General features: G+C 44.3%; 17 protein-coding genes. 13 read left to right on the plus strand and 4 right to left on the minus strand.

Annotated features, from left to right (window positions below):
* Nucleotides 1-195: 195 nt before the first annotated feature.
* The 3 genes from HMPREF9304_RS13135 to HMPREF9304_RS13145 all read right to left on the minus strand — a co-directional run bounded on the left by HMPREF9304_RS13135 (nucleotide 196) and on the right by HMPREF9304_RS13145 (nucleotide 5462).
* Nucleotides 196-1653, minus strand: coding sequence for an aminoacyl-histidine dipeptidase (locus tag HMPREF9304_RS13135; protein WP_036929956.1), 1458 nt, complete (start codon nucleotides 1651-1653; stop codon nucleotides 196-198).
* An 81-nt stretch (nucleotides 1654-1734) separates the two neighbouring features.
* Nucleotides 1735-2760, minus strand: a complete 1026-nt coding sequence (locus tag HMPREF9304_RS13140; protein WP_036929957.1) for a lysylphosphatidylglycerol synthase transmembrane domain-containing protein — start codon at nucleotides 2758-2760, stop codon at nucleotides 1735-1737.
* Nucleotides 2761-3680: 920 nt separating this feature from the next.
* The gene (locus HMPREF9304_RS13145) at nucleotides 3681-5462 is read right to left on the minus strand and encodes a DNA polymerase III subunit gamma/tau (protein ID WP_036929958.1); all 1782 of its coding nucleotides are present in this window, start codon (nucleotides 5460-5462) and stop codon (nucleotides 3681-3683) included.
* A gap of 147 nt (nucleotides 5463-5609) precedes the next feature.
* On the opposite strand from HMPREF9304_RS13145, the gene HMPREF9304_RS13150 reads away from it, so the two are divergent.
* From HMPREF9304_RS13150 to mfd, 8 genes are all read left to right on the plus strand, one after another.
* Nucleotides 5610-5957: an FtsB family cell division protein gene (locus HMPREF9304_RS13150; RefSeq protein WP_008125391.1), complete on the plus strand. Its 348-nt coding sequence runs from the start codon at nucleotides 5610-5612 to the stop codon at nucleotides 5955-5957.
* Entirely contained in the window at nucleotides 5941-6351 is a 411-nt protein-coding gene (locus HMPREF9304_RS13155) for a hypothetical protein (RefSeq protein ID WP_036929960.1), read from the plus strand. Before HMPREF9304_RS13150 ends, HMPREF9304_RS13155 begins: the two co-directional genes overlap by 17 nt.
* Nucleotides 6352-6599: 248 nt before the next feature.
* Nucleotides 6600-7397, plus strand: a complete 798-nt coding sequence (locus HMPREF9304_RS13160; RefSeq protein WP_036929961.1) for a DUF4369 domain-containing protein — start codon at nucleotides 6600-6602, stop codon at nucleotides 7395-7397.
* Nucleotides 7398-7411: 14 nt separating this feature from the next.
* Nucleotides 7412-8734, plus strand: coding sequence for a dihydroorotase (locus HMPREF9304_RS13165; protein WP_036929962.1), 1323 nt, complete (start codon nucleotides 7412-7414; stop codon nucleotides 8732-8734).
* Between the two features lie 55 nt (nucleotides 8735-8789).
* Entirely contained in the window at nucleotides 8790-9959 is a 1170-nt protein-coding gene (locus HMPREF9304_RS13170) for a metallophosphoesterase (RefSeq protein ID WP_036929964.1), read from the plus strand.
* A gap of 17 nt (nucleotides 9960-9976) precedes the next feature.
* Complete coding sequence (locus HMPREF9304_RS13175) at nucleotides 9977-10735, plus strand: lysophospholipid acyltransferase family protein (RefSeq protein ID WP_036929965.1); 759 nt, start codon at nucleotides 9977-9979, stop codon at nucleotides 10733-10735.
* A gap of 112 nt (nucleotides 10736-10847) precedes the next feature.
* Nucleotides 10848-11600: a polyprenol monophosphomannose synthase gene (locus HMPREF9304_RS13180; protein WP_036929967.1), complete on the plus strand. Its 753-nt coding sequence runs from the start codon at nucleotides 10848-10850 to the stop codon at nucleotides 11598-11600.
* A 282-nt stretch (nucleotides 11601-11882) separates the two neighbouring features.
* The gene (gene mfd / locus HMPREF9304_RS13185) at nucleotides 11883-15377 is read left to right on the plus strand and encodes a transcription-repair coupling factor (protein WP_036929969.1); all 3495 of its coding nucleotides are present in this window, start codon (nucleotides 11883-11885) and stop codon (nucleotides 15375-15377) included.
* Nucleotides 15378-15390: 13 nt separating this feature from the next.
* Here the strand turns inward: mfd and HMPREF9304_RS13190 are convergent, their stop codons facing one another.
* Nucleotides 15391-15933 (minus strand): NUDIX hydrolase, encoded by a 543-nt coding sequence (locus HMPREF9304_RS13190; RefSeq protein WP_036929971.1) that lies wholly within the window; start codon nucleotides 15931-15933, stop codon nucleotides 15391-15393.
* Nucleotides 15934-16259: 326 nt separating this feature from the next.
* On the opposite strand from HMPREF9304_RS13190, the gene HMPREF9304_RS13195 reads away from it, so the two are divergent.
* From HMPREF9304_RS13195 to HMPREF9304_RS13215, 5 genes are all read left to right on the plus strand, one after another.
* Nucleotides 16260-16823 (plus strand): RNA polymerase sigma-70 factor, encoded by a 564-nt coding sequence (locus HMPREF9304_RS13195; protein WP_036929973.1) that lies wholly within the window; start codon nucleotides 16260-16262, stop codon nucleotides 16821-16823.
* A gap of 32 nt (nucleotides 16824-16855) precedes the next feature.
* On the plus strand, nucleotides 16856-17869 hold the full coding sequence (locus HMPREF9304_RS13200; protein ID WP_036929975.1) for a FecR family protein: 1014 nt from the start codon (nucleotides 16856-16858) through the stop codon (nucleotides 17867-17869).
* Nucleotides 17870-17995: 126 nt separating this feature from the next.
* Nucleotides 17996-21472: a TonB-dependent receptor gene (locus tag HMPREF9304_RS13205; protein ID WP_036929978.1), complete on the plus strand. Its 3477-nt coding sequence runs from the start codon at nucleotides 17996-17998 to the stop codon at nucleotides 21470-21472.
* A 17-nt stretch (nucleotides 21473-21489) separates the two neighbouring features.
* Nucleotides 21490-23559 carry a RagB/SusD family nutrient uptake outer membrane protein gene (locus HMPREF9304_RS13210; protein ID WP_036929980.1) on the plus strand — a complete coding sequence of 690 codons (2070 nt, stop codon included), beginning with the start codon at nucleotides 21490-21492 and terminating at the stop codon, nucleotides 23557-23559.
* Nucleotides 23560-23610: 51 nt separating this feature from the next.
* Complete coding sequence (locus HMPREF9304_RS13215) at nucleotides 23611-25113, plus strand: arylsulfatase (RefSeq protein ID WP_231564548.1); 1503 nt, start codon at nucleotides 23611-23613, stop codon at nucleotides 25111-25113.
* The last annotated feature ends 223 nt before the right edge of the window (nucleotides 25114-25336 follow it).

Below are 25336 nucleotides of genomic sequence, written 5' to 3' on the forward strand. Positions count from 1 at the left end.
TTTCATAAAAATTTAATGACTATATGCGGTGGTAATTTATAGAACCAGCCTTTATAGCATTTCAAGTTTTCAAAACAAGCGAGCCGAAGTGCTTATCACAATGAAGGCACATCGGCTCGCTAAAGGTCTTAATGGATAGAATAGTTTGTTCAAATACGTTGTTTTACAAACTTATTCTATTCCATCACACGTTTTTTATTTCGTAGGTACTTCTTCCAAAGCTTGCTTTAAGAATTGCCAGAAAGGCTCTACAGTCTTGATAAGGCAACGCTCTGTCGAGGTATGTGGGCTGCGAATGGTAGGACCAAACGATACCACGTCCAAGTGAGGATATTTGCCTAAGATGATAGAACACTCCAGTCCCGCGTGGTCTACCTGTACGATACCTTCTTCGTTGTTTTGTTCTTTATAAACTTTCAACAGCATTTTGAGTAGTTCACTATCAGGATTTGGATCCCAACCGACATAACTACCACTGAAACTTACTTTCATTCCTGCCATATTGAAGCAGCTCTGGAGCATTTCAGACACATAGGCTTTCATCTCTTCGCTGGAAGATCGAGCCAATATCTTGAACGTAGCCTTGCCTGCTTCAATATCTATAATGGCTAAGTTTGAAGAAGTTTCTACCACTGAAGGTAAAGAAGGAATCATGCGCTCTACACCATTGTGGCAAGCATAGATAGCAGCTATCAAGTTGTCCTGAATAGGTTCTGGCACTTGTGTCTTTGGCGTTGCAACCTCTTCTACTGTCAATTCGATACCTTTCTCAATATCTCTGTATTCTTCAATGAATTCTTCTTTCCAGTCAGTAGCCAATTCTTTCAGTGCTTCAACATTCTCTTTGGGGAGCGTAAGAACCACTTCGGCTTTGAACGGAATGGCATTGCGCATGTTGCCTCCGTGCCATGTAGCGAGTCTTGCTTCTGTTTGGCGAATGGCATCGTGCACAAAGCGCACCATCAGTTTGTTGGCATTGCCACGACCCTCATGGATTTCCAAACCAGAGTGTCCGCCACGAAGTCCAGATAATGTTACCTTTACAGCAGCATCTGAGCTATCTGTTGCTACTTCTTTATAATCTAATTCAGCAGTAATATCGATGCCGCCTGCACTACCGATGACGAATTTGCCCCAAGTCTCTGAGTCTAAGTTCATCAAGATATCGCCATCCAGTTCTCCTTCTGGCAGGTCATTAGCACCAAACATACCTGTTTCCTCGTCAGCAGTAATGAGTCCTTCAATAGGTCCGTGCTTCATTTCTTTGTCTTCCATGACAGCCATGATAGCTGCCACACCCATTCCGTTGTCAGCACCCAATGTAGTATTGTTGGCTTTTACCCATTCTCCGTCAATATGTGTTTCGATGGGGTCGGTTTCAAAGTTGTGATGACTCTCTGGTGCCTTTTGAGGAACCATGTCCATGTGTGCTTGTAAAATCACCGTTTTACGGTTTTCCATGCCTGGTGTTGCAGCTTTTTTCATGACTACATTGTTCGCTTTGTCGATATAGGCTTCAACACCTGCCTTTTTAGCAAAGTCGAGTAAGAACTGTTGCACTTTCTCCAGATGTCCTGAAGGGCGTGGAACTTGTGTCAATGCGTGGAAATTACGCCACACACACGTTGGTTTTAGATTTTTAATTTCACTCATAGTATTTAAATTTATGGAGTTTCAGCTGTCATGTAATTCTACATTTAGCTAACTGCTCCAGATGAAAAAATGCACTGTTTGTTATGTTTCGTCAGTAAACTGTAGGTTGCCAGCTTTCACTGATTTTAGTCTTTTTTGTGTGAATGATAGCATTATCCACGCATAAATGCCCAATACCGCCACGAGCAATGTTTGCACCGAGTGTACAATGAGCACAAAGTACAAGGCGTCTGTATCGGCAACACCGTACAGAATGAGCATGGTTTTCACGGCAAAGTGCCATGGCCCTGCACCGTTTGGCGTGGGTACGATGACCGCAATCGACCCCACGATGAAGGTAACTAATGCACACGACAGTCCTAAGTGAGCCGTTGCCTCAAAGCAATAGAAGGTGAGATAGTAGTGCAGGAAATAGCACAACCATATTGCCAAGGTAAAAATCAGGAACAAAGGGATGTTCTTTACTTTTCGTAAAGAGGTGATTCCTTGCCCTATATCGTGCAACGTCGTTTTCACCTTATTATATATAGACAATTTTTTCGCTAAGAAGAACACCAATATCAATACGGCTACGGCACATATAGCCGTTACGATGTAACCAGCAGTGGAAAACTGTTGGAGGATAGTATCTACGTTTGTACCCGTATGGATAAAGAAGGTGTCGAAAATCTTGATTTGTGCAATGAAGGTCAGCACGGTAATGAACAGTACCAATATGGAGTCAATGACCCGCTCGGTGACTACCGTTCCCAAGGCTTTGGGAAACGAAACGTTGTCGTAGCGGTTCAACACACCACATCTGGCAAACTCGCCTATGCGTGGAATCACTAAACTAACGGCATACGAAAGGAACACAGCATTGAGTCTGACCGATGTTCTGGAACGTTCACCTAAAGGCTCTAATGTTTGTTTCCAACGCCAACCTCTGAAAGCTTCTGCCAAGATTCCAAACGGAAAGGACAGCCACATCCATGTCCAGTCCATCTCTTCAAGCACTACATTCTTGATGAGTTGGAAATCAAAATCGCGATACATCCAAAATAGTATAGCACTACCCAATAGTAAGGATAAGGCAATATTGACAGTTTGATGATTGAACAGTTTCATAAAGTGCTATTAACGAATTTGGAGTAACATGCAACTACGCATTTTCTATCTTATGCAAAAAGAATACGAGCCGAACGCAATCAGGCTTGCCTGAATTTGCTAAGGCGAAGTTTCTTTTATGCAAATTTACAGTAATTTGCGAGGATATCCAAATAAATAAAAAGCTTTTTACGGATGTTTTTCTACCGGTTTCTTTGATTTGTATCAACAAAACGGGGTAAAAATGGGTAGAATGTGCTAAATTGTTTGCGCACACAGTTAATTGTCCCTATCTTTGCATCGACAATAAGAAAAAGGATAACAAATTAAAAAGAAAGGTAAAAAGATTATGGTAACAATTATGACTTTAGCTGTTGTAGCGATAACTGTCGCACAAGCTATTCATTTAGGAAACAAGATTAACTTCAAGAGCAAGTAAATCTTGTCTTTCCTTTTTAGAAAGAAAAAATTTTTAGTTTAACATATCAGAGGGGTTGTGTCGGTGTCGGCATAACCTTTTTTCATTTTCGATTGTTTGGAGTAAGAAAAGGAAAAAGGTTTTTGCACATTAACCGTCCTTTGTTTTGTAAGAAAACTTTACCATTTAACCCTCTGAATACTTGCGTTATAGTCCACTTACCCATATTTTATCTGAAATATCGCAAAATTTTAAGTGTTTGATTATCAATTGTTTGTGTTTTTATGTTGAAATTTTGCGACCTTGAAGCATTCATTTAGTGGTGTTGATGCATGGAGATAAGCAGATTATTTGCGATAGATAACGGTGTTGAAACATTGTTTCAGCACGGTTAAGTCATGTTTCTATCAAAAGAATGAGCTGTTTTTAGGTAAAAAACTCCAATCTTATCCTCTTTTTAATTCTATTATAAAGAAAACTCAGATAAAAATAATAGCGATTTTGTAAATTAAATTCAGTGGAATTAGCTTAATTCCAAACCTAAGTTATGACAAAGTTTGTCCAGTTGTGGGTTCTCTTTTTTGAGCAGTTCAAAGATTTCACGCTTCGAGTAAATCTTCGTCACTTCCTGCGCTTCTGCCAGTCGAAAAGAGAGTAATAGGCTGTTGTTTTGAAGTAGCATGCGTAGGGTTGCCTGAATCTTGCCTTTGATGTCCTGCAACTGCTTCAATAGGATATCGTTTTCGATGACCACTTCTACCTGTGGAAACGTGGTGATTTGAGGAAGAAGATTCTTCATTCTTTGGGATAAACCTATCTTTTCTGGTGGCATTCGGTTGCACATCACGTTCCACTGTATCCTCAACTCTTCGTTGCTAAAAGTTGTGCTTGCAGAAGTTGTTTGCTGTTGGGTTTCTGGCTGATGAACCTCTTTTGTAGAATCTTTCCGTAGACTCTTGAACGAAACACCTAAGTCAGAGAATTTTAGACGTGGTCTTGCAGTTTGAGTGCTTGTCGCAGTTTGTACATTCGTATCTTTCTTCTCGAATGCAGAAGAGAGTTGAGAGTGGGAGGCATTTACTGGAGACACCTTGCTGGTCTCTAAGCCTACCACCTGTTGTGTTGTCTCTCCGTCCTTCACGGGAGCCAACTTTTTGAACAAGGATTTTAAGCGTTTGGGGCTATGCCCCACACCCGCGGGAGTGTCATCGGGCTGCGTAATTTGAGCTATTTGTATCAAGGTAATCTCTACCAGTAAGCGTTTGTTGCTGCTTTGTCGATAGTTGATGTCGCATTGATTGAGTAATTTCAGAGCTTGGTACAAGAAAGTCGTAGGGCATTTCTTTGCTTGTTCTTCATATTTTTGGCGTTGTTGCTGGCTTACCTCTAATAAGGGAAGCGTTTGTGCATCCTTTGCCATGAGTACATTCCTGATGTGTGATGCCAATCCGTTAATGAAGTGACCTCCCGCAAAGCCTTTGGCAATGATGCTGTTGAGTAGGAGCATCGCATCGCTCACTTTGTTTTGAAGGCATAGGTCTACAATGTTGAAATAATTATCCGTATCAAGTACATTGAGGTCTTCTGTCACTTTAGCATACGTAATGTTGCCTTGACAAAAACTGGCAGCTTGATCAAAAACCGATAAAGCGTCGCGCATGCCACCGTCTGCCTTTTCTGCAATGATATTGAGTGCCTCGTCTTCGTAAGTAATTCCTTCCTTTTCGGCAACTTTTTTGAGATGATTGATGATGTCGTTCGTCGTCATGCGTTCGAAATCATAAATCTGACAGCGTGACAATATCGTTGGCAAAATCTTATGTTTCTCGGTAGTCGCCAAGATAAAAATAACGTGAGCGGGCGGCTCTTCCAGCGTTTTCAGAAACGCATTGAATGCCGATGTGGAGAGCATGTGTACCTCGTCGATGATGAACACCTTGTACTTACCAACCTGAGGCGGTATGCGCGTCTGGTCCATGAGCGATTTGATGTTCTCCACGGAGTTGTTACTGGCAGCGTCAAGTTCAAAGATATTGTATGATCTTTGTTCGTTGAAGGCTTTGCAACTCTCACATTCGTTGCAGGCTTCGCCATCTGCTGTGGGGTGCAGGCAGTTGATTGCTTTGGCAAAAATGCGAGCGCAAGTTGTTTTACCTACGCCACGAGGACCGCAAAAAAGGTAGGCGTGTGCCAGCTTTCCGCTTTTTACGGCATTTTTAAGAGTGGTGATGAGCGCTGTTTGTCCTACCACTGTGTCAAACGAAGTGGGGCGATATTTGCGCGCAGATACAATATAATCTTTCATTATAAGGGATATTAGTGGTGCAAAGATAACAAAAAGATTACAGATGTTCACATGGGGTAACTGTTTATTTGTTAATTAGATAAAATTCTGAATAAGACATTTTTCGATTCCGATTATATTCACTATTTTTGCAACATATTATAATTATTGCTTGTGAGTCGGTTCAATATCATACTGAGTTTTATCAGTCATTATAAATATCTGATAGTCATTGTCGGAGGTATTCTTATTGTTGGATTTCTTGATGAAAATAGTTTCTTAAAGCGTGTCCAATTGGAATGGCAAATAAGTGATTTGAAAGCAGAGATTGAGAAATATAGTATTCAAAACGAAATCAGCACTCAAAAGCTGCGTGAGCTAAAGCGCAATCCCAATGCTATCAAGAAAATCGCCCGCGAAAACTATTTCATGAAAGCCGATGATGAAGATATTTTTGTGCTGAGTGACGACCAAGCAACACAACAATCAAAATCTACAGATGAAGCAACTGAGTAAAGTTCAGAGTATTTTATTTCTTTCTGGCGGTGCGATGATGGTTATCGGAGCAGGCTGTTTCGCCTTTATGTGGCAACAACACATTGTGTGTTGGATCTATTTATTAGGAGCTTTGCTCTTTGGTGTCATACAAATGATGCAAACGTATGAAGGGAGTTCGCTCACTGTGAAACGTCTAAAAAAAATCATGACCTTTGCAGATGTGCTTTTCATACTATCTGGTTTGCTCATGGTGGATATGGTATTCCAATTTTTTAAGGCAGCCTTTTCCAACTATCTCACCTATTATCAACTTGTTTATAATAAATGGGTCGTCCTTCTTTTGGTTGCTGCGCTGCTGGAAATGTACACCATGCATCGGATAGGGCATGAACTATCCAAGGCGAAGTCGTAGACCTTGTTGTATTCCCAAAAAATACTAAAAGCAAAGGTAGTCATGATAAATTGCCTTAAATATTTTTGTTCGTCCGCAATACATATTATCTTTGCATATGATAGACGACTTTCCGACATTGAAATCCAGCGCAGTGAATATCGATTGGTGTCATCTTTAACGAACATAGTAACAGACAATATCGGTTTTCATACTGTTGGGTTGAAATCTCTACTCGTCTAAATTACAACTGCTTTAAGAAAACATATATGAATAAAACCTTATACCTACTTATCGCTGTATTAGCTTTTACCTCTTGTGCTAATACGTATAATATCCAAGGTTCATCGAATGTAACCGACTTGGATGGTCGAATGTTGTATCTGAAGGTACTGGAAAACAATGATTTTAAGAGTGTTGACTCCAGTGATGTCATTCATGGACAGTTCCATTTTACGGGTCATATCGATACTGCTCGTATGGCAAATATCTTCATGGACAATGAGAGCGTGCTGACATTTGTATTGGAAGAAGGCGATATCAACATCAAAATCAACAACACGCAGCAAACAGTCAGTGGCACACCATTGAATGAGAAGTTATTTAAGTTCTTCAAAGAGTACAATCAACTTAAAAACCGGGAAGCTGAGTTGGTGCATAAACATGACCAAGCCATTATGAATGGTAGTGATATGGCTTTAGTTAATGCCGAACTGAATGCGGAGGCAGCCAAGTTAAGTCAAAAAGAAGACCATTTAGTAACAACGTTTGTCACCGATAATTTCGATAATGTTTTAGGACCGGGTGTTTTCTTTATGGTCACTATTGGTAATCAATATCCTGAATTAACTCCATGGATAGAGGACATCATGAGTAAAGCTACAGATCAATTTAAGAACGATCCGTATGTCAAGGACTATTATCAGAAAGCATTGGAGAATGAGCAAATCATGAATGGAATGAAAGAAATGCCTGCTGCGGTTAATCAAATTCCATCCAATGCACAGCAACTGCCACCGCCAGCTTCGCCTGCTGATTTGGCAAAACCGTCTGAACCAAAAGAGTAAAAACATTATTTTTCATGGCAATCTTTATACATGGTGGTACATTAGTCAACGAGGGTAGGGTCTTTCGAGGCTCTATCATCATCGAAAAGGATTGTATCACCCACATTGTTCCAGAAGATCAACAACTCTGTGGCAATGATTATCAAGTGATAGATGCTACGGGATGTTTTGTTATTCCGGGTGTGATTGATGAACATGTACATTTTAGAGAGCCAGGATTGACAGCAAAGGCTGATATTGAAACAGAGAGTAGGGCAGCTGCTTATGGTGGAGTAACTTCGTTTTTCGACATGCCGAACACCGTTCCTCAAACGACTTCGTTGGAGGCTTTGCAGCAAAAACACGAATTGGCACAGCGAAACAGTCACATCAATTACACTTTCTTTTTTGGTGCTTCCAATACCAATGCTGACCTGTTTTCACAACTTAATCCACATATCGTGCCTGGCATAAAGTTGTTTATGGGTGCCAGTACGGGAAATATGTTGGTAGATAGAAGTGATGTCTTAACGAAAATCTTTCGCACTGCACCCCTTCCAGTCATGACACACTGTGAGGACACCGAGCTAATTCGTCGTAACACGACTGCCTTTAAGGCAAAGTTTGGCGACGATCCTGCCATGAAATACCATCCATTGATTCGTAGTGAAGAGGCTTGTTATCAGTCTACAGCTTTGGCTGTGCGTCTTGCCAAGAAATATGGAACTCGTCTTCACGTGGCTCACCTAACTACAGCAAGAGAGTTAGAACTGTTTGGCGAGCAAGAAAATATTACGGCAGAAGCGGTGATAGCGCATTTGATGTTCTCGGAAGAAGATTATTCAAGATTGGGAAGCATGATAAAATGTAACCCTGCTGTCAAGCAAAAAGCTGACCGACAGGCACTGCGAGCCGCTTTGACCAATGGAAAAATATACACCATCGGCACCGATCATGCGCCTCATCTGCTTAAAGATAAAGAAGGAGGAAGTTGTAAAGCCGCTTCTGGTATGCCCATGATACAGTTCTCGCTGCCTGCGATGTTAGGGTTGGTAGATGAGGGCGTACTCACCATTGACCGTCTTGTTGCATTGATGTGTCATCATCCAGCCCAATTGTTTGAAGTGAATGATCGTGGTTTTTTACGTGAAAACTACAAGGCAGACATCACAATAGTAAAACCGCATACCCCTTGGACGGTGACCGAGGATGTGATTCAGAGTAAATGTAAATGGAGTCCAATGTTGGGACATACTTTCCATTGGAAGGTTATGCAAACCATTTGTAACGGTCACATTATCTATAATAACGGTCAATTTGATAATAACTATCGTGGCGAAGCCTTGCGTTTCAGGTAGTCATTGCGCCAGTGGTTTTATGTCTTTATACTCCCTTGGGGGCTAAAATAAAGCTATGATTGCAAGAATATTGATTTTTCTGCTGTTTCTCATCGTATTGCCAGATTTATATATAGATCTACATTACCTCCGAAAGAAACCCACCTATACTCGGTGGAAGCGATTGTTGTGGTGGCTACCTGCCATTTTGATGTTGGTATATACGTTCAAAATGGGGACTGAAAAGAACTTTATACCCGACAATCCTGCGTGGATAGATAACTATCTGCTTCTCCTTGGATTACTTGTTGTGCCGAAAGGCATCTTTACTCTCTGCTCTTTGATAGGGTTGGGATATTGTCGAATTTTCAAAAAGCATCATAATTGGGGCAATTTAGTGGGGCTATTTTTATCCATTATGGTGATATATATATTGGTATATGGGTCGACTTTCGGTCTTCGCCAATTAAAAATCAATCGTATAGATATCGCTTTTATGGACTTGCCCCCAGCCTTTGACGGATATCGCATCGTGCATTGGAGCGATGCACATGTAGGAACTTATATGAAATCACGTCGTCCTCTCTTGGAAAGAGCGGTTGACAGTATCCGAAAACAGCAAGCAGACATGGTTGTCTTTACTGGCGATTTGCAGAACTTACAGCCCTCAGAACTCTATCCATTTCAAGACTTGTTCCGTTCCATTCATGCCAAAAATGGGGTGTTTAGCGTGTTAGGAAATCATGATTACAGTGGATATATCGATGCACCAAATGCGATTAAAGTGGGCAATGAGCGAGAACTCATCTCTCAACAACGCCAATATGGTTGGCAGTTGCTTCTTAACGAACATCGAACCATTCATCGTGGAGCCGATTCTATAGTCATTGCTGGCACAGAGAATGACGGACTTCCACCTTATCCTGCAAAGGGAGATGTGCACCAAGCCTTGCGAGGAGTAGGGGACAATGCGTTTGTTGTCATGCTTCAGCACGACCCTTCTGCTTGGCGAAGAATCATTCTGCCACAATCGCATGCACAACTAACGTTGAGTGGGCATACGCACGGAGGGCAGTTAAGTCTGTTTGGAATTAGAATCTCCCAACTCTTATTAAAAGAAGATTACGGACTGTATCGTGACGGCAGTCGTGCACTTTATGTCACTTCTGGCTTCGGTGGTCTCATTCCTTTTCGCTTTGGAGTGTCCAGTGAAATTGCTGTCATCACCCTACATCGACAAAAATAACATTCAGCACATTCTCTATGAAATATTTATATCGTATCTATCAGTTGTTCATTGCCGCCCCCTTGGTGGCATTACTCACCTTGTTAACTACCTTACTGACAACCCTTGGCTGTATTTTAGGTAACGGACACTTTTGGGGGTATTATCCTGGAAAGTGTTGGTCGTGGCTCACCATTCGCATTCTGTTGTTACCTGTGAAAGTCGAAGGTCGTGAACATCTCGATAAAAAGCAGTCTTATGTTTTTGTTAGCAATCATCAAGGCGCCTTCGATATCTTTCTGATTTATGGTTTTTTGGGTCGTAACTTTAAGTGGATGATGAAGTATCAGCTTCGCAAGATGCCATTTATTGGAATGGCATGTCAAGCTGCACATCATATTTTCGTGGACAAAAGAGGGACAGCCAAGATAAAACAAACCTATTTAGAGGCGCGCCAAACGCTGAAAGACGGCATGTCGTTAGTTGTTTTCCCTGAAGGAGCGCGCACCTTTACAGGGCATATGGGCGACTTCAAACGTGGCGCTTACATGTTAGCCAGTGATTTGCAACTGCCTGTAGTGCCGCTAACTATCAACGGGTCTTTTCAAGTAATGCCTCGTATGCGTGATATGAAATGGGTTCAATGGCACCCACTCACGCTGACCATACATGAGCCTATCCCTCCAAAAGAGCAGAGTTCAGAGAATATCACTGCCACCTTGCAGGAGAGTTATCAAGTGATAATGAACGCCTTACCAGCAGAGTTACAGGGTTATCAGCCAAACTCAGACCAATAAGATTTTAGACATTCAATAAATATAGACGCATAAAAAATAGAATAGAACGTTTTGTAAATCAAGCGGTTTACATTATCTTTGCATCTATCTATCACCCTCAAATATAGCGATTATGAACAAAAGCGACAGCATCGTCATCATTCCGACGTATAACGAGAAAGAGAATATTGAGAAAATTATTCGTGCCGTCTTCGCACTCGATAAATGTTTTCATGTGTTGGTCATAGACGATGGAAGTCCAGATGGCACAGCTTCTATTGTGCATGGCTTGATGCAGAACGAGTTTCAGGACCGATTGTTTATCTTGGAGCGTTCTGGTAAGTTAGGATTAGGAACTGCTTACATTACTGGTTTTAAGTGGGCGTTGCAACAAGATTACGATTATATATTTGAAATGGACGCCGATTTCAGCCACGATCCCAATGACCTGCCACGTCTCTATGCAGCTTGTCACGACGAAGGATACGATCTTGCGATAGGTTCACGCTATGTCAGTGGCGTCAATGTTGTTAATTGGCCCATCGGAAGAGTGTTGATGAGTTATTTCGCATCCAAGTATGTACGGTTTGTGACTGGTTTCAACGTCCACGACACCACTGCGGGTTTCAAGTGCTATAAGCGACGTGTACTCGAAACCATTCCTTTAGATGAAGTTCGTTTTAAGGGTTATGGATTCCAAATTGAAATGAAATACACCGCCTATAAGATAGGCTTTAAGATCAAAGAAGTACCAGTGATTTTTGTCAATCGCCGTGAGGGAACCAGCAAGATGAGTGGTGGCATCTTTGGCGAGGCGTTCTTTGGCGTGATGCGTTTGCGCTTAGATGGTTGGTTGCGAAAATATCCACCCATGCCCAAAGATTAAGGCTTTTTTCTCGTTGGTGATTATCTTATTATCAATATATTTTAATGAAGGAAATGAACCCATTGACGCTGTCGTGTTAAGTCAATGGGTTTGTTGGTCAAAATAGTCTGTTCTGGACACCAAAACAGTCTGTTTTGGTAGGTAAAATAGTCTGTTTTGGTAAGTGAAGGCATGTAGATAGCAATATTCCCCCAATGCTTTAGATTCCTTCATAGATATTGCCATGTTTTAAGGAGCTTTCTCACGTTATTTCGTTACCTTTGTATGCTCAACGCATTTGCGATGAATATACAAGACATTCAACAATTATATGGAGCTTCGCCCCAGGCGGGTGCACTCCGAAAAGCATTAGAGGACAAATCTGTAAAGACCGTTTTCTTACAGGGACTCGTGGCTTCTGCTGCGCCCATGCTGTTTGCTGGCATGGTAGGAAAGTTGCAACAAACCATACTCTTTGTACTTCAAGATGCCGATGAGGCTGGTTATTTTTACCATGACTTAATGCAGGTGATGGGCAATCAGCAAGTGTTGTACTTCCCCTCCTCTTATCGGCGTGCCATTAAGTACGGACAGCGTGATGCCGCAAACGAAATTCTGCGTACCGAAGTGCTGTCGAAACTAAGTTTAGGAGAGCCGCTGTATATCGTTGCTTCGCCCGAATCGCTGTGCGAGTGGGTGGTCTCAAAGCAAAAATTAGAGGAGCGAACCCTACAAGTGGCAGTGGGACAAACGGTGGATATGCAGACGTTGAAAAAGTCGTTGCGTGCCTTCGAGTTTCATGAAGTTGATTATGTCTACGAGCCGGGACAGTTTGCCGTGCGTGGAAGTATTGTTGATGTTTATTCTTATAGTTGTGAATGGCCGTATCGTATCGATTTTTTTGGAGACGAGGTAGATACCATTCGTACGTTTGATGTGCAAGATCAGCTTTCTAAAGAACACAAAGAGCAAGTTCAGATAGTACCCAAACTGTCGGAGATGAAAGAGGATAGAGTTCCTTTTCTTCAGTTATTGCCCCCCACCGCCTTGTTGGTAATGCAAGATTTTACCTTCGTTCACGACACCATAGAGCGCATATACAACGAAGGATTTGCCAAGCAAGTGATGCAAGAGCAGTTGGAAGGTGCTACCGAGGTGGAGCAACGAGAATTGATGCACGCTTGGCAAAAGGAGCAACAGCTCATTAGTGGGCGTCAATTTCTGCAAGACATAGCAGGTTTTAAGCGCATTCAGTTTGGGTTACAATCTGATATGACGCCTCAAGTCTCTATTTCTTTTGATATTACTCCACAGCCCTTATTTCATAAAAACTTTGATTTGCTGTACCAAACATTGGCGGATTATGCACATCGGGGGTATGCTTTGTATGTTTTTGCGGAGAGTAGAAAACAGGTAGAGCGACTTCGTGAAATCATGAAGGCGCAGCAAGAAAATAATTCCTCTACCCCCATTCCACTTGCAGCGGAGTCTTCTAATGGGGTAGGAGGCTACCTGCAGTTGCAGGCACCGAGTGCTCGACCAGCAACAGAAGAAGGTGAGAAGGGGACTGTGAAGGGAGCTTCTATCCATGCAGGATACATTGATCATCAACTTAAAATATGCTGCTTTACCGATCACCAAATATTTGAACGCTTTCATAAGTACAACCTCAAGTCGGATAAGGCACGAGCTGGCAAGATGGCGCTCACGCTCAAAGAACTGCAGGAAATGGAGCCAGGCGACTTTATTGTGCATGTTGATTTTGGTATTGGTAAGTTTGGAGGTTTGGTGAGAGTTCCCACGGGTAATACGTATCAAGAGATGATTCGCATTATCTACCAGCGAGGCGACATTGTAGATGTATCGATACATGCGCTGTATAAAATCTCCAAGTACCGTCGTAGCGACACTGGCGAACCTCCTCGTTTGTCTACATTGGGCACAGGTGCGTGGGAACGACTCAAGGAGAAGGCAAAGAAGCGCATCAAGGACATTGCACGCGACCTCATCAAGCTCTACGCCAAGCGTCGACATGAGAAGGGGTTTCCGTTCAGTGCCGATACCTTTATGCAACAAGAATTGGAGGCCAGCTTCTTATATGAGGACACCCCAGACCAAGTGAAAGCAACGGCAGAGGTGAAAGGCGACATGGAGAAAGCACGTCCCATGGATCGTTTGGTGTGTGGCGACGTAGGGTTTGGCAAGACGGAGGTTGCCATTCGCGCGGCGTTCAAGGCAGCTTGCGACTCCAAGCAGGTGGCGGTGCTGGTGCCAACCACGGTGCTTGCTTTCCAACACTATAAGACTTTCAAGGAACGATTACAGGGCATGCCCGTGAATGTGGACTATCTTTCCCGTGCTCGAAGTGCCAAACAGTCCCGTCAGGTGTTGGAAGATTTGGCGGCAGGGCGCATCGACATCATCATTGGGACGCATAAGCTGTTGGGAAAGTCGGTTGAGTGGCACGACTTAGGTTTGCTCATCATCGACGAAGAACAGAAGTTCGGAGTGGCAACGAAAGAAAAGTTAAGGAAGCTGAAGACCAACGTTGACACGCTCACCATGTCGGCAACGCCCATTCCTCGCACCCTACAATTCTCGTTGATGGGTGCGCGCGACATGAGTATTATGCGCACACCGCCTCCCAATCGCTATCCCATTCACACGGAGATAGGTACGTTTGGACACGAAATCATCACCGATGCCATCAACTTTGAGATGAGCCGAAACGGACAAGTGTATTTCGTGAACGACCGCATCTCTACGCTGCCCGAGATTGAGAAGATGATTAAAAAATATGTACCCGATTGCCGTGTGGCGATTGGGCATGGACAAATGCCGCCCGAACAATTGGAGAATATCTTGATAGACTTTATGAATCATGATTACGATGTGCTGCTGTCTACCTCTATTATCGAGAATGGTATTGACATTAGTAATGCCAACACCATCATCATCAACAATGCTCATCGCATCGGATTGTCAGACCTTCATCAAATGAGGGGACGTGTAGGGCGAAGCAATCGCAAAGCCTTTTGCTACCTGTTGGCACCCCCTAAGTCGGTTCTTACGCCCGAAGCGCGCCGACGTCTCGAAGCTTTGGAGACGTTCTCTGAATTGGGTAGCGGGTTCAACATCGCCATGCAAGATTTGGATATACGTGGGGCAGGGAACTTGTTAGGGGCAGAACAGAGCGGTTTCATGGAGGATTTGGGGTACGAAACGTATCAAAAAATCCTCTCACAAGCGGTTACTGAGTTGCGTAATGATGAGTTCAGCGACCTGTACGAAGAGTCTATTGCAAGTGGAGAAGCGGTGTCGGGAGCCGATTTCGTGGACGACTGTGCCGTGGAAAGTGATTTGGAAATGTATTTCCCTGATAACTATGTGCCAGGAAGCAGCGAGCGTATGTTGCTGTATCGCGAGTTGGATAATATTGAAGATGATAATGAACTGACCACTTATAGACAGAGATTGGAAGACCGATTTGGTCCTGTTCCGCATGAAGGTGTGGAACTGATGAATGTCGTGGCGTTGCGACGCGTGGGCAAACGCTTGGGATGTGAGAAGCTCATACTGAAACAAGGAAACATGACCTTGCAGTTTGTGAGCAATCCCATGAGTGCATATTATAAGAGTAAGGCATTTGATAGCGTGCTCAACTATATTGCCCAGCATGCTCGTCGCTGCGACTTAAAGGAGGTGAAGGGCAAGCGGATGCTGCATGTGAGCAACGTTTCGAGTGTTGAAGAGGGCGTGAAGATACTTAGAGAGATAGAGAGCAGTGCATCGATGTAACGCTGAGTGCGCCTTACAGATGTTCAGAAAAGTATTTCCATAAAGGAGCTATCATCAGTGCCTGCATGAAGTCACCGTTCTTGAGCATTTCGAAGACTTTGGCTTTAGGCAGTAACTGAAACTCGATGTCTTCGGTCTTGTCCAAGTGTTGACTGCTGATTCGTTCTACACCCTTTGCCAAAAAACAGTGGCAAAGGTTGGTCATGGTGCTGGGATTGGCAGAGATGGTCATGAGTTTGCTCCATGTTCCTCCACCAAAGCCTGTCTCTTCTTGCAGTTCTCGCTTGGCAGCATCGAGCGGTTTTTCGTCTTTTTCTATCACGCCAGCACAAATTTCATTCGACACAATGCCTAATCCGTGTCGCCATTGGCGTTCAATAATCAAGTTTCCCTCGCTGTCTTCTGCTATAACGTTTACCCAATCGGGATATTCCAGCACATAGTATTCGTCGTGAATCACACCGTTGGGTAGTTGTACCTCGTCTCGACGAGCCGTGAGCCACGGTCGTTTGATGATATAATCAGACTTTAATGTTTCCCATTTTTTGATTGACATGCTCTTTTATTTTAGATAGTTGGATGCTCTACTTTGCAGTGCTGCGAGTCACTCGGAAACCGTTGTGTTCCAAGTGTACGATGTAGCAAAGGTACGACTTTTTTTGATGGCACAAGTCTAATCTTCTTATGTGATTCTTTTTAGCAGGAGGTTAGCCGCTTCTATATCCTTTCTTTAGGTCTGTATGGACAGGCGTTTATAAAAATAGATGTCGTTTTGGGAGCCGAAATGTCTGTAAACTGCCTTTTTTTGCGTACATTTGTCAACGCAACAAAAACACTATTGTAAAGTGGGGGACAACAACATCCCTTTCAATCTTCGTAAAATTGGACATAAACAACTATCTTGTGCGGCTTGCCTCTGGTGACGTATCTGCATTTGAGGCAGTTTTTAGACAATATTATCCTCGTGTACGTGCTTTTGCATTAGGACTTACAAAAGAGGCAAGCGATGCTGATGACATTGCGCAGCAGGTATTTGTGAAGTTGTGGACGCATCGCAGCCAACTTGTTGCTGTTCGAAATTTAGATGCCTATCTGTTTAAGACGGCACGCAATACTTTCTTGGATTATATTAGAAGTAGGAAGAAGAACCTTGTCATTGAGCGCATTGACGATGGGATGTGTCTTCCAGATTCTGCGTCTCCTTTTGAAGACTTGGAGTGTGAGGAGTTGAGGTTGCTTGTAGATATGGTGGTAGAGACAATGCCACCAAAGCGGCAAGCTGTCTACCGGATGAGCAGAGAACAGGGTCTAAACCTTGAAGAGGTTTCCAAAGCCCTGTCTATCAGTAAAAAAACCGCAGAGAACCACCTTAATTTAGCGTTAAGGAAGTTAAGAAAAATAGTTTATCTCTTCTTATTAATTGTTAACAACTTGGGTGTATTTTGACGGAAGTTCGTCATTGATATAAAGCAGACAATATGAAATATAGAGACGCCATCATCAAGTACTTCTTTCATCACAATGTTTCCAATCGCACGAAGAAGCGTGTCTTCCGCTACTTGGCAGATGAGCGAATATTGGCAGAAAAAGACGATACCATGCAAAAAATATGGGATGACACACGTCATGCCACACTGCACGACGATGAGCTGGACATCGCCTTGATGCAGGTTGAAAACAACTTGTCGCTGGTATCTGACAACGCAACCAAAGCTGCAGGTGCTGTCATGCGTCCTCGTTGGAGAATTCTTGCTGCCTCATGGCTGATTGCCGTCATGGCTATGTCTTTCTCTGCCTACTGGTATATACAGACTTCCAAAAAAGCAGAGCAGGTGGAGCAGGTGGAATTTCTTGAGGCTATGACCGACTATGGACAGAAAAAAAACATTGTTTTGCCAGATGGCAGCAGAGTATGGCTCAATGCAGGCTCTACACTTATTTATCCAACGGCATTTGTACAAAAAACGCGCAAGGTATTTTTGTCGGGCGAGGGTTTCTTTGAAGTTACCAAAAAAAGTAGCCCCTTTGTTGTAACCACACGTTGCTTGCAGACCAAAGTGTTGGGTACATCTTTCAATGTAAAAAGCTATGTTGGTGAGGATGCAGTGACTGTAACCTTGAAAACGGGAAAGGTTGTCGTTGCGGTGCACGACAGGTTTCATGACGGAACACACTTTCTCGTGCCAAACGAGCAGTTGGTGTATGTTCCATCCACAGGAAAAGTGGTTGTGCAGCAAGTAGGTGATGAGATGAGCGACGCATGGCGAAAGAGCAAGTTGCAGCTTACAGATGTCTCTTTGAAAGAAGCCCTGCGACAAATTGAAAGGATGTACAATGTGAAATGCCATTTACTGAACGGTCGATATGCTCAGCAGCGTATCCGTGCACATTTCAATCAGAATGAGAAGTTGGAGAACGTTCTCTATGTCATCAAACGCCTCATTCCAGGTATTGCCTATCGGGTAGAAGGTAATGACATTTACTTTGAGTAGCATTAAAGAGGCTTCACATCGTGTATTTTTTTTAATTGTTATGATTATTTAACACTATTACTTTGGGTGTTGTTGCCAGCTTTCACGTCTTATCCATGAAATTAAACCTATAACTATAAACCATGTATGAATAAAAGAGTAATTTGTTGCTTGAGATTGGCATTGTGTATGCTTATGGTTGGAACGATGTCCATCCATGCGCAACGTGTGTCGTTCAATGGAGAGCGTATGTCTCTGAAGAAGGCTTTCGAGCGGATAGAGCAGCTCTCGAAGTATAAAATCGAATACAATGTGTCGCAGTTCAATGCCGACCGCCTTGTCACCTTGACACAGAAAGACACGGATGTTTTGCACATTCTAACTGAACTGCTAGCCGGTACAGGGTACACCTATTCTGTGAATGGGAATTATATTCTGATACAACCCGTACAGAAAACTCAAAAGAACTTGCGAATGATTCAGGGTATGGTTGTAGATACCTCTGGTGAAGCAATCGTAGGAGCCGTTGTTAAGCAGGCAGGAGCTAAAAAAGGTGTGGTAACCGATATTGATGGGAAGTTTATCATTGATGTTCCAGAGGGTGCCATGCTGACGATCTCCTATGTAGGAATGAAGGAAACTGCAGTGAAAGCGACCGCTGGGATGAACGTTATTTTGGAGAGTAATATCGAAGCACTTGAAGAAGTCGTTGTCGTAGGCTATGGTACCCAAAAGAAGGCAAATCTCACAGGGTCTGTGGCACAGGTGAAAATGGAAGACGTCTTGGGCGACCGGCCTGTGGTAAGTGCTGCTTCGGCATTGCAGGGAGCCATGCCTGGACTCACCATTGGTGGTGGTTCTGGACCGGGTGTGGCAAAGTCTCTTAACGTCAGAGGTACGCTGTCCATCAACGGCGGTGCCCCATTGGTGCTTATAGACAATGTTGAAGGCGACCTGAGCACACTGAACCCTGACGACATTGAAAGCGTCACTGTGCTGAAGGATGCAGCCAGTTCGGCAATCTATGGAGCGCGTGCTGCAGGTGGCGTCATACTTGTTTCGTTGAAACATCCCAAGTCCAACGAACACTTCTCAGCCAACTATAATTTCAATGTGGGGTGGGAACAAACCGCAAACTTCTTGAAGCAGTCATCACTCAGGGAATATCTTAATGCCTACATGGAAGCGGGCTATTCCAATTCGTATTGGGCTGGCAATGGTGAAGTATCCAAGTGGCGTGACTATCTTGACAAATATAAGCAAGATCCTTCCTCGGTTTCAACGGTAGGAGACGGTATCTTCCAGGATGCAGATGGAAAGGTGTATTGGCTGAACGAGAATGACTTGGCCAAGAATATGATGACAACAGGTGCCATTCAAAACCATAACCTGACGATTTCAGGAGGTACAGATCGTATCAGGTACAGGCTTTCTGGTAGTTTCAGCAAGGAAGATGGACCCTTGATTACCAATAAGGACATGTTTGAACGCAAGACAATCAACGGATTCATAGCGGCTGATGTTCTGAAGTGGTACACGCAAGAGGCCAACATCTCGTACACAAATTCTGATCTCTCAAAACCAGAGGTTGTCGGAAATATGAATCACTATTACACAACAAGGCTGATAAATTATTATCCAGAAGGTGACATACCAGACAAAATATTGGGAACTAATGAGAGTTTGCCCTCGCAAACACCTTCCAACATGATACGGTTGGCTCCTGTCTCTCATGAAGAGAAATCCGTGCCTCGCATCTCGCTCCGCTCCATTTTCAAGTTGTTGCCTGGTTGGATCATCACCGGTGAATACACCTACAATCGAACAGACACTCATTATCAGTTTTATTCGGACAGGTTTCGCTTTGCTGATGTTCAGTTGGCCGCAAAGAATTCAACGGAGAAAGGACAAGACTTTTACAGAATGTACGACACCACTGCGAAATACAATGCTCTGAACGTTTTCTCCAATTACGAACATACATGGGGAAACCACGCCTTCAAGGCGATGTTTGGTTTCAACCAAGAGGAGTATTATTATCGGTACTTCTATGGAAACGTATTGGCGCAAGCCACTCCAAGCGTGCCATCATTTGAAGGTGGAACGGGTGAAAAGAAAATCATAGATAAGTATTCTGAATATGCCATCAGGAGTGGTTTTGCGCGCTTTAACTATGTGTATGCCGATAAGTATTTATTTGAATTGAACGGCAGGTACGATGGTTCGTCCAAGTTCCCGAAAGATAATCGGTTTGGATTTTTCCCGTCTGTAAGTGCCGGTTGGAGATTGGGGCAGGAAAAGTTCATGAGTGCGTCCAAGTCGTGGCTGGATGATCTTAAGTTGCGTGCGTCTTATGGAACAGTGGGAAACCAGCGTATCGACCCCTATCAGTTCACGCCTACAATGTCTGTAAACAGTGCAGGTACTTACATTTTGGATGCAGGAGGGAAGACTACTTACATTACCTCACCGGGACTTGTAAGCAGTAGTTTTACATGGGAAAAAGTAACAACCTTTAATGTTGGGTGCGATTTTTATGCTTTCAACAATCAGCTAAATGCCACTTTTGACTGGTACAACCGTAAGACCACAGGAATGTTGGCAGCGGGTATAGAGATTCCCAAGGTGGTGGGAACGACAGCTCCCTTGCAAAACGTGGCCGACATGAAGAACCAAGGATGGGAGCTAAGTGTAGCTTGGCGCAGCAATGTAGGCAACCTAAACTACAGGATAGGACTGAACGTCTATGACAGTTGGGCAGAGATTACCAAGTTCAACAACGAGTCGCGGCTGTTGTCAGATTACTATGTAGGGCAGCGTATAGGAGAAATCTGGGGATATGAGGCTGATGGCTATTATGCCATTGGCGACTTTGATCAAGATGCGGCAAGAAAGGGAACCTGGGTGCTGAACAAGGGAGTGACCAGGATTAATGGTTACAACCCGCAGCCAGGCGACATGAAGTTCAAGGATCTGGACGGTGATGGTGTTATTACCGCTGGGGAAGGCACCGTGGAGAAAGCAGGCGACAGGAAAGTTATAGGCAACAACGCCTCGCGTTATCAGTTTGGTATGAACATAGGTGCCAGCTACAAGGGTCTCAGTCTCGAAGTATTGTTGCAAGGCGTTGGCAAGCGTGACTATTGGCTGGGTGGGTCGGCTCTGTTTCCTTTTGCTGGTGTTGATGCTGGTGATGCGGTATTCCAACCGCTTTACTATAACCAGACAGACTATTGGACAGCCAAGAGCTACGATCCCAGCAGCCCAGACTACATGGTGGCTGCCAATCCTGGCTGCGAGTTATTCCGTATTTACGATCAAGGCAACAACATCCGTTCAAACACAAGGATAAGTGATAGGTATCTCCAGAACGCTGCATACCTGCGCGTCAAGAACGTCACTCTCTCTTACCTTCTTCCAAAAGAATGGATACACAAGCTGTTTATTCGCAGTGCCAAGGTATTCCTTAGCATGGAAAACTTGGCCACTTTCACATCTTTGCCAAAAGGGTATGACCCAGAGGGAACGGCCGCTGGCTCACATGCAAATGCTTTAAGCAACGGAATTTCCTGGACGTATCCTTATTATCGTACCATCTCAGTTGGTGCAAGCATTACTTTCTAACTCAACAAGCAAATAACATGAAAAAGATTATATTAACCTTATTGGTCATGGTGGCGCTGTCTTCTTGCAATGATGCCTTCTTGGACAAGTATCCTGTCACGGACATGATAGAAGACAATGCCTTTTTGGAAAACGACAACTTCAAGGCTTTTATCAACCCATGCTATGAGATGTTTACCAATACGACTATCCGTACCAGTATAAATCGCTGTTATGTCAACGCACAATTTTATGGGGATATGTACGGAGGCTTGGTAACCCATCGGGGCAACCAGCGAAATCCTTATGCCTACCAAACGGTGATGCCCACTACCGACGGGGGAGGATGGGACTTCTCATACATCCGTCGTATCAACATCTTGTTGAGCCATCTTGGTGACGGACACCTTACGGCGGCACAATCAGCACATTGGCGGTCGGTGGCTTATTTCTTTTCTGCCTATTGGTATATGGAGCTGGTAGATCGTTTTGGCGACGTGCCTTGGGTAAACAAGGTGCTGAGTGAGAATGATGAGGCAGCGTATGGGCCACGTACGTCTCGAGCCGTGGTGGCAGATAGCATCATTGCCCGTCTGGAATACGCCGCAGACAACATCGGGACGCAGCACGACGGCGACAACACCATTACGGCACATGCAATAAAGGCGGCATTGTCTCGCTTCTTGTTAAGAGAGGCAACGTGGGCTAAATATCACGGACTGGACGAACCTTACGAGGCTTATCTCCACAAATGTATCAAGGTATCCAAGGAACTAATGGATGCCTATCCTACGCTGTACAAAGGATGCGGCAGTGAGAAAGAAGATGCCGCAGGCTACGGTGAGCTCTGGACCACAGAGAACTTGAAGGGTGTGGACGGCGTTATACTGTCCAAGGAGTTTGTAGACAACATGCTGATGCACCGCTATAATGATTACGAACACATAGCCGCCAATGCCGCCGACGTGCCGCAATATACAGTAGATATGTTTCTGATGAAGAACGGCTACCCCATTGCAAACCCCAAGTCGGGCTATCAAGGTGGAAAAGGCAAGGATATGTGGGACACTTTTGCTGGTCGCGACCCCCGATTGTACCAAAACATACAGCCTCCTTATGTAGTGGCGCCAAACAATGGAGCAGCGGATAATGTTCACTCATTCAGGAGTTGGCGATTCTTGAAGGCTGGCGACAACAATCAAGGTCATGTAGTGACAGCCGCCGAGGCAGCCAAATATCGTTTCTACATCGACTACATGGGCGTCAACGACCAGTGTGTAAGAGGCGGCATGTATGGTGGAAAGGGCATGAAGAGATGCCCTGGACAAAACTGGGGAGCTGCTCTTACACCAGTAAGTCCTAACTTCACCACCGATTCGCGAGTCCCTTTTATGAGGTGCCGCACGGGATATTATTTTTGGAAGAATTACGATATGTGGGAATTCTCTACTGGTTCATCTGCTTTTTGCACTGCCGATAAGCCTATCTTCAAGATAGAAGAGGTATTGCTCAATTATGCCGAAGCCGCATGGGAACTTGGAATATTCAACCAGTCTGTTGCCGATGCGACCATCAACAAGCTGCGCTTACGTTCAGGAGTTGCGCCCATGAAGGTAGCTGAGATAGATGCCGACTTTGACCCTGATAGAGACAAGGGCAATGCTCCATGGTGGACAGGCAAAGGTGGTAAGTTTGGCAATTATAACGTAGACCCCGTGTTGTGGGAGATCAGGCGAGAGCGTCAAACAGAACTCTTTGGCGAGGGGTTCGCATTTTATGACGTTCGTCGCTGGGCAAAGGCTGCCTATTATGTCAACCGCCAGCCCTGTGGACTTTGGACCACAGCGCAAGACAATATCTATGCACCCAGAAAGAATAGTTATTCTGGACAGTTTGTCGATTACGAGAAGATACAGTCATCTGGCAAAGCCAGTGCAGAAAACAACACGGTGGGAAGTGGTTGGATTTATACCTATGAAAGTCCGTTGGTGGCAGGCGGCTGGTTGGATGCGTATTACCTCATGATGATACCCACAAGCCAAATTGTGCTGAATCCTAAACTGACACAGAATCCCGGTTACAACCAGCTGTTTGGATTGACAGAATAAATAAACATGAAGCACTTTGATATTCGAGAAAACATCATGGTTACAGGTGTAATGGCATTTGCCGTTACACCTGTAATGGCAAAAGGACACCCTAAGGTGGCGAAGCCAACCAAACCTAACATTATTTATATTATGTGCGACGATATGGGTTATGGTGATTTGGGGTGCTATGGGCAGCCATACATCAACACACCCAACATCGACCGCATGGCCAGAGAAGGCATGCGCTTTACGCAGGCCTATGCTGGTGCACCTGTAAGTGCACCCTCAAGAGCAAGCATGATGACTGGGCAACACACTGGACATACTGCCGTCAGGGGCAACAAGGAGTATTGGTGTGACGTGCCATTGGTAACCTATGGCATAAACAAAGACTATTCTGTTGTTGGTCAGCATCCCTATGATCCCAGCCATGTGATTCTGCCAGAGATAATGAAAGACAATGGTTATCGAACAGGGATGTTTGGCAAGTGGGCAGGAGGGTATGAAGGCTCGGTGTCAACGCCCGACAAGCGAGGCATCGATGAGTTTTATGGCTACATCTGCCAGTTTCAGGCTCATCTGTATTATCCAAACTTCCTGAACGAGTACAGCAGGCAGCGGGGTGATACGGCTGTGAGAAGGGTGGTGTTAGATGCAAACATACGCTATCCTATGTTTGGCAAGCAGTATGCTCTGCGCACACAATACTCTGCAGACATGATACATCAGCGTGCCTTGCAGTGGCTCGACAGGCAAGACGGGAAACATCCTTTCTTTGGTATCTTTACTTATACCTTGCCTCACGCTGAGCTGGTGCAGCCCGATGATTCGCTGGTAGCATTCTACGAGCGTAAGTTTTTCGAGGACAAGACATGGGGAGGAAACGAAGGTAGCAGGTACAATGCTGTGACACACACGCATGCCCAGTTTGCAACCATGATTACCCGGTTGGACATGTATGTGGGACAGATATTCAAGAAACTAAGGGAGAAAGGTTTGGACGAAAATACGCTTGTGGTGTTTACCAGTGATAACGGTCCCCATGAGGAGGGTGGTGCCGACCCCGATTTCTTTGGGCGAGACGGCAAGCTGCGAGGCTTGAAGCGACAATGCTATGAGGGGGGCATCCGCATTCCTTTCATCACATGGTGGAAAGGACATGTTAAGGCGGGTACAAGCACCGATTTGCAGGTGGCTTTTTACGACCTGATGCCTACTTTCTGCGAACTGGCGGGCGTAAAGGATTATGAGAAAAAATACAGGAACAGAAAAATAAAGGATGATTACTTCGACGGTATTTCGTTTGCTCCAACGCTGCTTGGGCGAGTGCAGACCACTAAACACGAATATTTGTATTGGGAGTTTCACGAGACCAACCAGATAGGCGTGCGTATGGGAGATTGGAAGATGGTGGTGATAAAGGGCACGCCACACTTATATAACCTTGCTTCCGACCTGCACGAAGACCACGATATGGCGGCTTTGCATCCAGACATTGTGAGGAAAATGGTACAGATCGTACAGAAAGAGCATGTGGATAGTAGGCTGTTCCAGGTGACCTTACCTGAGTAAGAAAAGACTGAAACAGGCTTTGTGATTTTAGGGTATGACGCAAATTAAGACTCAGCCAGTGGCGGTGTGTGTCATGTAGGGTGCGGCGTTGCTGAATGTCGCACCCGCTGTGGCGGTGGTCTGTAGCCTGCATGTGCTGTTAGTGCTGCTGTCAACTGATAGGCCTGCGACGGGAATTGACCAGCAAGTGAACGCATCCTACCGCAACGAACTTTTATTCAAA

It is taken from the genome of Hoylesella timonensis S9-PR14 (assembly GCF_000762405.1).
GTDB lineage: Bacteria > Bacteroidota > Bacteroidia > Bacteroidales > Bacteroidaceae > Prevotella > Prevotella timonensis_A.